9 protein-coding genes and 1 pseudogene are annotated in these 12,136 nt (G+C 31.0%); 4 read left to right on the forward strand and 6 right to left on the reverse strand.

Annotated elements, in window-relative coordinates; all coding sequences use genetic code 11:
* Positions 1-49: 49 nt before the first annotated feature.
* A complete protein-coding gene (locus CUEA01_RS21195) occupies positions 50-1,405 on the reverse strand; it encodes an ABC transporter substrate-binding protein (RefSeq protein ID WP_234124046.1) in 1,356 nt (451 codons plus the stop codon).
* 506 nt (positions 1,406-1,911) lie between these two features.
* Positions 1,912-3,894 (reverse strand): glycoside hydrolase family 31 protein, encoded by a 1,983-nt coding sequence (locus CUEA01_RS21200; protein WP_234124048.1) that lies wholly within the window; start codon positions 3,892-3,894, stop codon positions 1,912-1,914.
* 208 nt (positions 3,895-4,102) lie between these two features.
* Between CUEA01_RS21200 and CUEA01_RS21205 the strand changes: the two genes are divergently transcribed.
* Entirely contained in the window at positions 4,103-5,005 is a 903-nt protein-coding gene (locus CUEA01_RS21205) for a helix-turn-helix domain-containing protein (RefSeq protein WP_234124050.1), read from the forward strand.
* Between the two features lie 33 nt (positions 5,006-5,038).
* On the opposite strand, the gene CUEA01_RS21210 is transcribed toward CUEA01_RS21205, so the two are convergent.
* Positions 5,039-5,620, reverse strand: coding sequence for a TetR/AcrR family transcriptional regulator (locus CUEA01_RS21210; RefSeq protein ID WP_234124762.1), 582 nt, complete (start codon positions 5,618-5,620; stop codon positions 5,039-5,041).
* A 192-nt stretch (positions 5,621-5,812) separates the two neighbouring features.
* Between CUEA01_RS21210 and CUEA01_RS21215 the strand changes: the two are divergent.
* A pseudogene (locus CUEA01_RS21215) lies at positions 5,813-5,902 on the forward strand (flavodoxin family protein); the annotation flags it as partial.
* A 10-nt stretch (positions 5,903-5,912) separates the two neighbouring features.
* The gene (locus CUEA01_RS21220) at positions 5,913-7,109 is read left to right on the forward strand and encodes an MFS transporter (protein ID WP_234124052.1); all 1,197 of its coding nucleotides are present in this window, start codon (positions 5,913-5,915) and stop codon (positions 7,107-7,109) included.
* Positions 7,110-7,279: 170 nt separating this feature from the next.
* Here the strand turns inward: CUEA01_RS21220 and CUEA01_RS21225 are convergent, their stop codons facing one another.
* The 3 genes from CUEA01_RS21225 to CUEA01_RS21235 all read right to left on the reverse strand — a co-directional run bounded on the left by CUEA01_RS21225 (position 7,280) and on the right by CUEA01_RS21235 (position 10,215).
* Complete coding sequence (locus CUEA01_RS21225) at positions 7,280-7,717, reverse strand: MarR family winged helix-turn-helix transcriptional regulator (protein WP_234124054.1); 438 nt, start codon at positions 7,715-7,717, stop codon at positions 7,280-7,282.
* A gap of 15 nt (positions 7,718-7,732) precedes the next feature.
* Positions 7,733-8,554 carry a nitroreductase family protein gene (locus CUEA01_RS21230; protein ID WP_234124056.1) on the reverse strand — a complete coding sequence of 274 codons (822 nt, stop codon included), beginning with the start codon at positions 8,552-8,554 and terminating at the stop codon, positions 7,733-7,735.
* A gap of 767 nt (positions 8,555-9,321) precedes the next feature.
* Positions 9,322-10,215, reverse strand: coding sequence for an AraC family transcriptional regulator (locus CUEA01_RS21235; protein ID WP_234124059.1), 894 nt, complete (start codon positions 10,213-10,215; stop codon positions 9,322-9,324).
* An 817-nt stretch (positions 10,216-11,032) separates the two neighbouring features.
* Between CUEA01_RS21235 and CUEA01_RS21240 the strand changes: the two genes are divergently transcribed.
* Entirely contained in the window at positions 11,033-12,019 is a 987-nt protein-coding gene (locus tag CUEA01_RS21240) for a phosphotransferase enzyme family protein (RefSeq protein ID WP_234124061.1), read from the forward strand.
* Positions 12,020-12,136 lie beyond the last annotated feature (117 nt).

Below are 12,136 nucleotides of genomic sequence, written 5' to 3' on the forward strand. Positions count from 1 at the left end.
GTGTTTATTTCACACTTATTTAAAGCATAGCTTTCTTTAGTAAGTTTAGCTATTTTTTCTGTGCTGCTGCTTGTTGTTTATATGAATCATCTAATAATTTCTGCATTATAGGTTGTTCTTTTTTACAATAATCTGATACTGAAACTTTTCCATCAAGTACAGGCTGTATATTTGTAAAGAATTCATCATACCATGCTGAGGTATAAGTATATTCTGCTGGCATTCTTCTTCCATAATTTTCAACTGCATTTTTAAATTCTGATATGTTTGTTGGCTTTGTTTGGCTGAAATAATCTGAATCTGCTACAGATTTTACATTAGGCATTTGTAAATCTTCAGCTGCTTCTTCTTTATTTCCTTCTTTATCAGCGGACAAGTAAGTTATAAATTCAACTGCTTCCTTAGGGTGTTTAGTTTTTGCAGAAATACCAAATCCAACTGATTGTATCCAAGTTGCAGGTTTTCCTGTTTTAGGACTAACAGGTGGTGTCATTAAGCCGTAGTCAAAAGGTAAACTCTTATTAAATGTAGATATATCCCAAGTTGCACATGCATAAAATGCCATTTGTCCTTTTAGCCATCTTTGATATCCACCTAATGATTGGGTTTCTGAAATAGATGGTGTTATTTTATATTTATTTTGCATATCAACAAAGAATTGAAAAGCTTGAATAAATTCAGGAGTATCTATTGTAACCTTTTTATGTGTTTTATCTAACCAGTCTCCACCATTTGACCACACAAAACTCTGCAATGAAAATTGTGCGGCTAAACCTGTACCAAACTGATCTATTTTTCCATCTCCATTTGTATCCTTAGTAAGTTTTTTAGATATCTGCTCAAATTCATCCCAAGTATACGGTTTCTTAGGATCTGGTAGTGGAATTCCTGCTTTTTCAAACATTGTTTTATTATAAGCCATTATGAATGGTCCCGTTGATCTTGGTAATGCATACAAATCACCTTTTCCTATTTCCTTGCCATCATATCTATATGAATCAAGTGCTGATGACCACATATCATCCAATTTAGATTTATCTACATACTTTTGTATATCTAAAAGTTGATTATTATCTGCCCACTTTCTTACATCTCCAGAACCAACATAATAAACATCGGGTAAAGTATTTGATGATGCAGCTGCTGTAAGCTTTTGACTATAAGTATCTGAATCCGCTGTTATAAATTTTATTGTAATGTTTGGATATTTTTGCTCAAATTTCTTTATAATTTTTTGATAAATTACTTTTTCCTGTGGTTGAGTTGATGCCATCCAACTAATTTCAATTTTCCCGTCACTTGTTTTACCGTTGCTGCTACCACAGCCAGTGAAAAGTGAAGTCGTCATTACAAGTGCCATTCCTAGTACTGCTAATTTTTTCCCTCTTCTTAACATTTCTTTCATTCCCCCATTTGATTTAATTTAACTTAAACTATTTTATGTTTTCCTAAATCTCATATTTACATTATAATCGGTATACGTTTTCAAGTCAACACTATTTTAACTTTTCTTTAATCAATTTATATGTATGTAAACCTTCATTTAGCCATGCTGCAATTATTTTTTCTGAAAATCCCTCTATTTATATGATTTACAGCAACTTTCTTATAGTTTAAATCTTTTTAAATTTATATTGAATAATCATTTTATTAATTAATAAATATAGATTTAATATAAATATATCTATAATAATTTAGGTATATATATATTTATGTTATTATAAAACAATATGTCAACAAAAATATACTTTAATATAGAGGTACAACTTGGAACATTGAAATTGCAAATGCCAAGATTATCCTTACAGCAATATTTTTCAATTCACAATTCACAATGAATGATTGTGAATTGAAAGCATTATTATAAGGATGAATTTGGTGCTTGCAATTTAAATGTTTCAGGTTGTTTATCTATATATCAAAGATTTTTATGGCATCGCTTCCTTCTTTTACGAATGCTATAAACTCGTGCAGTTTTGCATGGCACATTATGACTTGACCGCCTATATAGGTCTTTCTATCAAATACATGAATCCAGTTGCCGTGAGGCAAATAAACCTCACGCTGTTCCTGTCCCTGTTCAACAATTGGTGCAAATAGGATTTCTTCACCATACATGTATTGATCCTCTAGCGTATAACAATTCTCATCCTTATAATAATCAAAGAACATGGGTCTAATAATGGGTTTTCCGGTTTTGCTTGCAATGTCCATGTACTTCTGCGTATATGTTTTCATACGCTCACGGAGTTCAATAAGATTTTTAAGAACAGGATAATTATCCTCTCCAAAGCACCATATTTCATTGTCTCCACCGCTTGGCTCAATTATGCCAGGATGACGTGAAACATGGTTCTTTGTTCTTATCCTTGAACCGTGAAGCCTCATAATAGGACTAAACAATCCAAATTGAAACCAGCGTACAATTAGTTCTCTAAAATATTCACTTTCAATATTACCAGACAAGAACCCACCTATATCTGAATTCCACCACGGAATACCGCTCATTGCCATGGATAAGCCACTCTTAACACTCATTCTAAGAGCTTCAAAACTGGACATAATATCTCCATTCCATACTGCTGCCCCGTACTTCTGGCTTCCTGGATATGCAGCACGTGTCAAAGAGATTATTTTGTCCTCTCCTTCCGATTTCAAACCGTCATAAAACATTTTCACATAATAATATGGATAAAGCATTGCCGTTTGTGCACCGTTGCCAAGATAAAATTTCAGATGCCCAAATTGCTGAGGGTGGACCTCTGGTTCTGCTTCATCCAACCAAAAGTTTCGAATACCATAAGCATAATAATTTTTTTTCACCTTTTCCCATACAAATTCTGCGGTTTTGGGATTCATAGGATCTATAAAAGTCTGCTGACCATAGAAATCAAAGGTACCATACTGTCCATTTTCTGTACGAACCAGCATATTACCCTCGCTCATTTCTGAGTAATTTTCGCTTTTAGGATTGATAGTAGGCCATATAGAAACAATGAGCTTAATATTCATTTCTTTAAGTTCATCACACATAGCTTTAGGGTCCGGCCAATACTTAGGGTCAAACTTCCATTCTCCCTGCTGTGTCCAATGGAAATAATCAATCACAATTGCATCAATGGGAATGCCTCGTTTTTTATATTCACGTGCAACCTGGAGCAAATCCTCCTGAGATTCATAACGCAGCTTACACTGCCAGAAACCTCCTGCCCAATCTGGAAAATCCGAAGCATAACCAGTTAGGTCACAATAAGTTTTCATAACATCTGCTGGAGCCTCACCAGCGTATACAAGATAGTCCGCCTGATAGGCACTGTATGATGTCCACATAGTATGATTGTTCGTCAGCTCACAGCGTCCGGGAGAAGGGTTGTTCCAAAAGAATCCATAACCCAAAGATGAATACACCACTGGAAGGGCAGACTTTGTGTTATAATGAAGCAAATTACAGGTACTTCCTTTGCGATCGAACTGATCCTCCTGTTCCTGTCCTAATCCGTAAAAATGCTCACCTTTATTTGCATCGAAAATTACCTTAACCTGATAATGATCACCTTCACGATGGACATTTCTTGTGGTATAATCTCCTTCAAATTTAGTGTGAAGTATCTGCTTACCGTTACGGAAAAATGATATGATACCTCCATACCAAATGTTTCCCGCTTCAATTTTTGCAGAAACCATGCCGTTTGTAATAATTGCCTCTTTTTCATCACCACTAACAACACACTGATGCTCTGTTTTTGGCGGCAAAAGTGTCCATGATTCCTCTGAAAGCTTAGCATTTTTAGTTGACCTGCAGCGCAAACAGTTTTCTCCATACGCCTCAATCACTGTAAGCTCATCCTTACGTTCAAATATGATTTTATCCTCATATAATGTTATTTTCCCCATACAATATCCTCCTTAGGCATCTTAAACAAGTTTTAATTTTAGCAGAGCTTTATAAGGCTTCTCCATATGTATACTATATCTTTTTTTGCAGATATACGCTTTACTTATTATCACTAAAACTGATACTATATTGACATCTTGCTTCAACATGTTAAACTGAATTAAAACATAGATAAATGAGAAAATATATAGAAGGAAGCATTACAAAATGATAAATCATAGTAAACTAACAAATAATACCTATAAGGAAAACGTCTCACACATAATTGAAAACCGCCCTTATTCCATACATCAAACTCATGTGGCAGCCAATAATAATCTGGTGTTATATCAGCATTGGCACGACGAGATTGAGATTTTTTATCTTGAACAAGGTGAAATTGAATTTGCCATTGAAGATACCCAATTCTGTATTCATGAAGGTGAAGCCCTTCTTATACCACCAAACCTGCTGCACATGGCTACAAAAACAAATAATGAGACATGTAGCTTTTTTGCCTTGGTCTTCAGCCAGGTTTTATTTACTGAAGCCTTCACCAATGCTACATATGCACGTTTTGTACAACCTTTAAAACATAATGGGCTTATTTATCTTTTTAAATTTTCACCAAATATATCTTGGCAGAATAAGGCTTTACTTTTGCTAAAAAAAATCCTATGCTTCTATGGACGACAGGATATTGATACTTGGGAATTAGAGCTTCATGGGCTATTATATCAATTATGGAATCTGTATTATTTAAATCATATGACATCCGTCTCTTTATCAAGTAACTATGTAAAATTATATGGTAAGCTGAAACCTTCTATAGAATATATTCATGAAAATTTTTCATTCGATATGACAATAAGCTTGCTGTCCAAGCAGTCAGGCTTATGCACTGGTACGTTTTGTCGATACTTTAAAGAACTGACTGGATTAACCACCTTTAATTACTTAAACCGATTTCGAATCAGAAAAAGCTGTGAGGCACTGCTAAACACGAGTTTAAATATTACTGAAATTGCTAATATGAGCGGTTTCAACAACATCAGTTATTTTAACCGCTCATTTTTAAAACATGTAAAATGTAAGCCCTCGGAATATCGTAAACAGAATATGAAATTATAATGGTTTAACCATGTGTTTATAACATAGACCTTTCTAAAGTCTAATTTGAATTCCCTGAAATGCATAATTTATTAATTCTTTTACAAAAGCACTGTCAATTACTTCTCCTGTTATCAATAACCTATAGAACACAGGCCCCCAAATTAAATCAATAATTACCTCTACATTCAAATCCGTTCTCAATTCTCCTCTTGAAATTCCACGTTCCAAAATTTGCTTTGAAATATTTCGGCGAGGTGTAAAATATGCATTACGATATATATCTGCTAATTTAGGATCATATTGTCCTTCAGCTATTATTTCAGTAATTACGTTTCCTTTTCTGGTCGTTAAAAACTTTACAAAATTATCTACCTGAATAAACATATCTTCAACGGTTGATCCAGTATTAGGTATTGGAAGTTCTACATTAGTAGCATTTAAAAATCCATCCATAACAACAGCTGCTTTATTAGTCCACCATTTATAAATAGTAGCTTTGCTTACATTAGCCCTTTCAGCAATCTTTTCAACGGTTATCCCTGCAAAGCCATTTTCAATTAATAATTCATATGAAGCATTAAGAATATCTGATTTTGTTTTTTCACTTCGAGGGCGTCCTAATTTTTTATCCATCATAAATTATACCTCCTGTTATATTGAAAACTATACGTATATTATACATTAAAAATTTTTAAAAATACACTTTACAATACTGAACGTTTAGTATATTATATAATATATAAACTAAACGTTCAGTATTTATATGTAAAACTGCAATTATTTTTATTATGAAAAATTTGAATTTTTAACGAGGAGGAATTTTTAATGAAGGTTGTAGCTTTTAATGAAAGTCCTGTTAAGACAGGAAACACTTATCATGGAATAAAAATAGTTATTGATGAAATTGAAAAGGAAGTGAATTATTATGGAAAGCTTAAATAATGATTTTGTGAAAAATAAGATAGAAAATAAACCTGTACTAAGTAATTTATTAATTATGGTTATGGCTATAGCTTGTGGGGTCACTGTAGCAAATTTATATTATATACAGCCATTGCTTGCAGATATAGCTAAAACATTTAATGTCAGTGAAGTTAATGTAGGTTTTGCAGCAATGCTTACACAAATAGGATATGCAGTTGGAATGATATTTATATTACCTCTTGGAGATATAAAAGAAAGAAGAAATTTAATAACAGTAATGCTTTTACTTTCAGTACTTTCCCTTACAAGTATGTTTTTTTCCAATAATATCTCTATGCTAATAATTTCTTCTTTTGCAGTTGGTTTTACTTCTATTATCCCTCAGCTTCTTATTCCATTGGCAGCTCAGTTATCTCCCCCAAAGGAAAGAGGTAAAATAATAGGAACTGTCATGAGTGGTTTATTAATTGGTATATTAGTGTCACGCACATTCAGTGGAATTTTGGGTGGTTATTTGGGATGGAGAATGGTTTATATTATTGCAGCAATTATGATGATAGTTCTTATGATTGCTTTAAGAAAATTAATACCTGTAAGTAAACCAGTTTCTAACATTAATTATATTGAGTTATTAAAATCAACGATAGGATTAATAAAAACAGAATCACTCTTAAGAAAAGTTTCTATTAACGGAGCTATGATGTTTGCAGCTTTTAGTGCATTTTGGACATCACTTACATTCTTACTTGGAAGTTCCCATTATAACATGGGGTCTCAGGTAGCCGGCTTATTTGGCTTAGTCGGAATCGTCGGTGCTTTTGCTGCTCCATTAGTTGGAAGAATGGCTGACAAAAGAGGTTCTAGATTTGTCACAGGAATTTGTATAACTATTGTAATAATTTCTTATGTATTATTTCTTTTTCTTGGCTTTAAAATATTAGGATTAATTTTAGGCGTTATATTGCTTGATTTAGGCGTTCAATCTGGTAATATTTCCAATCAAACCATAGTTCATTCTTTAAATGAAGAAATGCGCAACAGAATTAATACTGTTTACATGGTAAGCTTTTTTCTAGGAGGCTCACTAGGTTCCTTTTTAGGCTCTTATAATTATGCACACTTTGGATGGTATGGAGTTTGTATTTTGGGAATAGCAACTCAAATTATAGCAGCTATTGTTCATAAAACTGCCAAATAATTTTGTAAATTTATAATGTAATAGCTAATTAAAATTATCACAAGGACTAACTTTATTAAAGTGAATCCTTGTGATAAATATAACTTACTTTATTTATGGTATGGTTCTCCGTATCGGGTATACCGTAGACTTCTTATGCTGCTGACAGTTCATTAAGTTTATTATTCAAATTAAATTATGTTATCTACCAATTTTTTAAATAGTCTAATAAAATTTCCACGTTCCTGACTATCATCAAAAACTTGTAACATTGAGTTTATTATTACTACTTCTTCTCTATAATGTTCATCTAATGCCTGCTTCCCCTTGTCAGTTAATGCTAATCCAAATGAACGTAAATCTCTTTCACTTATAATTCGTTTTAATAATTGTTTTCTTTCCAATCGATTTACTGCACTTGTCAATGTACTACTAGGAATGTTTAATAATTTACTAATTTCTCTAAGAATAATATCAGGGTTTCTTCCTACAATTTTTAAGATATTTACTTCTAATACCGTAGCGCCTTCTAATTGCTTTGTGCATATATTCAATTTATTGCTTTGTAAAAGCTTTTCCCACTGTTCAGCTAGTACTTTAACCTGTTGCTCTATACCACTATCTCCCATCTTTTACACCTCATTTTAATATCTAATAAGCCCAATATAAATATAATTATCAGGAATATTATAGTTCTTAGGCTCTTCTTGGTCAATACAAATAGTAGGTTTACGCCCCTCTTCAATACATGATAAGTAAAAATGAGCTATAAAAATTCCAGCATCTATTTTATAACATTCTGATTTTTTATTTATCTTTGTAAAAAATAGTGCATTGCTATCGTCTATAATAACACGTACAGGCTGTCCATTATCTGCCGATGGAGCAAGTGATGACATATAGAGTATTTTTTTTATTGATGATTCTTTTAATAAATATGTACTACAATCATTTTCCCAATCTTTATAAAAGCAAATTTCCCTAATATCCTTTCTTTTAGTAGTGCTCAGTAATTTTCTCATTCCATTATTGTAAAAGCTTTTTTCTGCATAACCTAAAGCAATTACAATAGCAATTTCTTCATTTCCATTTACTTTACAAATAGACTTTATTTTTTCCTTATTATAAGTACCAAGCCAACATGTACTTATTCCTTCATTTTGTAATTCAAGAATAGCTTGCTCCAAAACGAAACCTATATTTTCCATGCAACCATCTTTACTTTCTGTTATTCCAATAATACAATGTGGAGCATTATTTTTTATCATTCCTCCCATAAAACCTATACCAGTTGTTTTAACAATTTGTGGTTCAGTAATTAGCTCAAGCCTCACACTAATATTAGAATTTAAAGGTTTTAAACCCTGTAGGATTAATTTAACCTTTTGTAAGATTTTCGGACTTAATTGTTGCCCAGAATATTTTCTTGTTGATACCCTATTAGTTATCGCATTATATAGATTCATCCACGATTCCTCCTCATTTTTATTTTACGATAATCGTAAAATACTATATTTTTATTATACTTATCTAAGTTATTACTGTCAACGTATATTATACATCTATTATTCCATCCATAATAGATGTCGAATGCAACTCAATATATACATAATTACTTCATATTTTAATTCTAAACAAACAAAAGAAGGAGAACCCACTCAGCTAGTAGTTTTCCTTCTTTATTAATTATGAAATATTTCTGCAGTTTTTCATCAAAGTATATTTATATACTGACAATATCCTTCTTATCTTTTATAGTCATCTTACTTATAATTTATTTAGGTTATAATACAATTTTAAATACCTATTACGTGTGTTAAAATCACTAATATCAATGCTTTTTAGTAAAACCTACGTCATTTATGGTACGGTTCTCCGTAACGGATTTAACGTAGACTTAGTTATTTTATCTTTTCCAACTCACTTTCTAAATAATTTAATGCACCATCCTTACTATCTGCCTCAACATGACCTAATAGTAAGAACCTTAAAGCAGCTTTAACTACCAATATATGACTACTTGTTATTAAGCAAATATCTTAACTAAGCTATGCCTTTGTGCTAAAATATATGGATTAATTTAAAGTCTTAGCCTACTATATTTTAATTGTAAACAAAAATAAGGAAGGAGCCTCCCCATTATTAGAGGATTATCTTTCCTTATTGCTTATGAAATATTTCTGTATCTTTTTGTAAAAGCGCAGCTAGACATATCCAAATTTTTATATAGAAGTTATACTCCCTTTTCTAATACTGGCACATAAATATCCATTACAGTGTCTATAGTTGGATGACACCTTTCATCATAATATTCAAAATCTAATTTTGCTTCATCAAATATATATCCACTATCTTTAAACCACTCTTCAAATATATATTTCCAAGTTTGTTTAATCACATTAGCAAACTCATTATTCAAAGTTTCAGTACCTGTATTAACTGGTGGAGTTGTAAATACAGCATAAGTTGCTTCTGGAACCTCAACTGTAATCATATCATCAGTAACATCGTTAAAATTATCAACTATAACTCCAAGCATATAAGTTGCTTCTCCGTTATCATTGCTTGATGGAATACATAAACCAACCTCACCGTGTTTTGGTGGATTTAATATTTTATACATTTTGCTTTCTAAATTTTCACCATCATAATTAATCCAAAAAGAAGCTACATCTTTTGTATAGTTACCGTTAGTTATATTAGTTTTAATACCATATCCTGCAACCTTAAATGCAGATTTTTTAATAATAGTTGGATTCATAAAATCCCCTCCAAATTCTAACATTAATTTCTTTCCCAAACACCTGTCCATACGCTTTAAATACTGTGTAGGGCTAAATCCAAATTCTTTTTTAAAAGCTTTTGAAAAACCATTATGAGTGTCAAATCCGTACTCTAAAGCTATATCTATTATTTTCTTACCATTAAATAAATCTTTTGCTGCCAATGAAAGTCTTCTTTTTTTTACATACTCCATTAAAGTCATCCCTTGGTTAATATTAAACACTCTTGAAAAATGAAATGTAGAATAACCACACTCATTAGCTATTATTTCTGGTGTTAATTCATTTTTTATATTTTCCTCAATAAATTCGATACATAGTACTATTGCGTCATTATAATTCAAATTCTCACCAACCCTTTCCCCACGTGGTAACTATAGTATAACATTGCAAATATAATAAAACTGTTCCTAATTTGCTAAATTATAATAAAAAGATACCTGATTAAAAGAAGAAGAACCCCCATCATTAAGATTAAATATCTTTTTGACTTTGGGCTATTGGTGAATTATCTCACTATAGCTAGGTGGTAGTATTGAATATGTTTGATACTTTTGTAAAGTGTGCATCAATTGTTTATGTGATTAATTTAGTTTTAAAACATAACCTTTTTATACATTACTTAAAAATTAAGATTAAGTTCCTTGGTCTTGATATAGAAGTTAAAAGCAAAGAAAAAAGTGCCCCATCCTACAAAGAGTAACACTTTTTCTTAATTAAGCTTCAATTAATTTTATCTAATAGCCCTAAAACAAAATAATTTTTCCAAAGATTTCTTAGTGTTGACGCACTAAGCTTTTCTTATTTATATTATATCAGAACTTATATAAACATTTGCTTTTATAATTTATTTAGGATATGATACAATATATAACACTACCACCTTTCTTAAAACCAGTCACATCAACAGTTTAAGAAAAGGTCTACTTCATTTATGGTACGGTTCACCCTTCATAATCCTAATTTATTTTTTCAAACATAAAATCGATAACATATAAGGTGTTATCTAATTTATGTTGGTTGGCGCATTTTTGTTTATGAATTAAGTATTAGGTTATCCTTCAAAAGATATAGATGTTATTATTAATAAGTAATGAAAATTACCTTGGTCTAAGATTAAGTCATTATATAGCATTTTAACTTATAGAGAGGAGAAAAAATATGGATTATAATATTATAGCTAAAGAAATTCTTACATCATACTCTATTTCTGCTCCGATAATTCAATTTATCAGACATAATGAAAATATTACTTTTAAAATAACTGATGGATTAAACAATAAGAATTATTTACTGCGAATACATAAACCTATCACTGAAGGTCTATTTGGTCTACAGCATACATTAGAAGGTATAAAATCTGAAATTAAGATTCTGCAAAAACTTAACCATAAAGGGTTACTTTATGCACAGAAGCCTATATCCAATAATCTCGGAGAGTATATAACTGAATATAATCTAGATAATTTTAACCATCCTTGTTATGCCACAATTTTAGAGTGGATAGAGGGTTGTACTCTCACTCTTAAGGAGGATAATATTAATGAAATCACTTTTACACTTGGACAAAATCTTGCATTATTTCATAAATGTTTAAAAGATTTTAAACCGTCAAAAGACTTCACAAGACCAATATATGATGTTGATAGAATTGATACTGCTATTGAGGAACTAAAATATTGTGTTGAAGTTAATCTATTTAGTATGGAACATTATGATATTATTAAAAAGGTGTTGATTTTAGTTAAGGACCAAATTAATGAGCTCAATTTAAGAGAAGATACATTCGGTATCATTCATGCAGACTTACAGCTGGGAAATATCGTAGTTAACAATGATAACCCCTGTTTAATAGATTTAGGATTTTGTGGTTTTGGATACTATTTATTCGATTTAGGCAGTGCTGCAACTATTTTCCCTAGTAAATTAAGACAAACCTTTTTACAAGGATATTCATCTAAAGCTTCATTTTCTTTTGATGACCTAAAATATATAGAAGGACAAATATTTATGGATACTTTTATAAGTTATGTTTTATTTATGAGGGATAATGATAGGAATTCCTGGATAAAAACTAGTGCATTAAAAAATTGTGATACTCTTTGCAAAGACTTTTTAGAAGGTAAAGAAGTCTTCTATTCACTCTAATAAGAAGAATTTTGAATTTCACACTTGACTAAGTTAATGCATAATACCACCCTCGATAGTAGTTTTTATATTATCGAGGAATGAATTAAATTTGATTTCTAATTTTAAAAATCATTT

The sequence above is a fragment of the Clostridium hydrogenum genome, from assembly GCF_021432385.1.
GTDB lineage: Bacteria > Bacillota > Clostridia > Clostridiales > Clostridiaceae > Clostridium_S > Clostridium_S hydrogenum.

Bases quoted from the DNA above. Each gene is read 5' to 3' on its own strand.
- CUEA01_RS21195 (WP_234124046.1), bottom strand. From the start codon at position 1,405: ATGAAAGAAATGTTAAGAAGAGGGAAAAAATTAGCAGTACTAGGAATG.
- CUEA01_RS21200 (WP_234124048.1), bottom strand. From the start codon at position 3,894: ATGGGGAAAATAACATTATATGAGGATAAAATCATATTTGAACGTAAG.
- CUEA01_RS21205 (WP_234124050.1), top strand. From the start codon at position 4,103: ATGATAAATCATAGTAAACTAACAAATAATACCTATAAGGAAAACGTC.
- CUEA01_RS21210 (WP_234124762.1), bottom strand. From the start codon at position 5,620: ATGGATAAAAAATTAGGACGCCCTCGAAGTGAAAAAACAAAATCAGAT.
- CUEA01_RS21220 (WP_234124052.1), top strand. From the start codon at position 5,913: ATGGAAAGCTTAAATAATGATTTTGTGAAAAATAAGATAGAAAATAAA.
- CUEA01_RS21225 (WP_234124054.1), bottom strand. From the start codon at position 7,717: ATGGGAGATAGTGGTATAGAGCAACAGGTTAAAGTACTAGCTGAACAG.
- CUEA01_RS21230 (WP_234124056.1), bottom strand. From the start codon at position 8,554: ATGAATCTATATAATGCGATAACTAATAGGGTATCAACAAGAAAATAT.
- CUEA01_RS21240 (WP_234124061.1), top strand. From the start codon at position 11,033: ATGGATTATAATATTATAGCTAAAGAAATTCTTACATCATACTCTATT.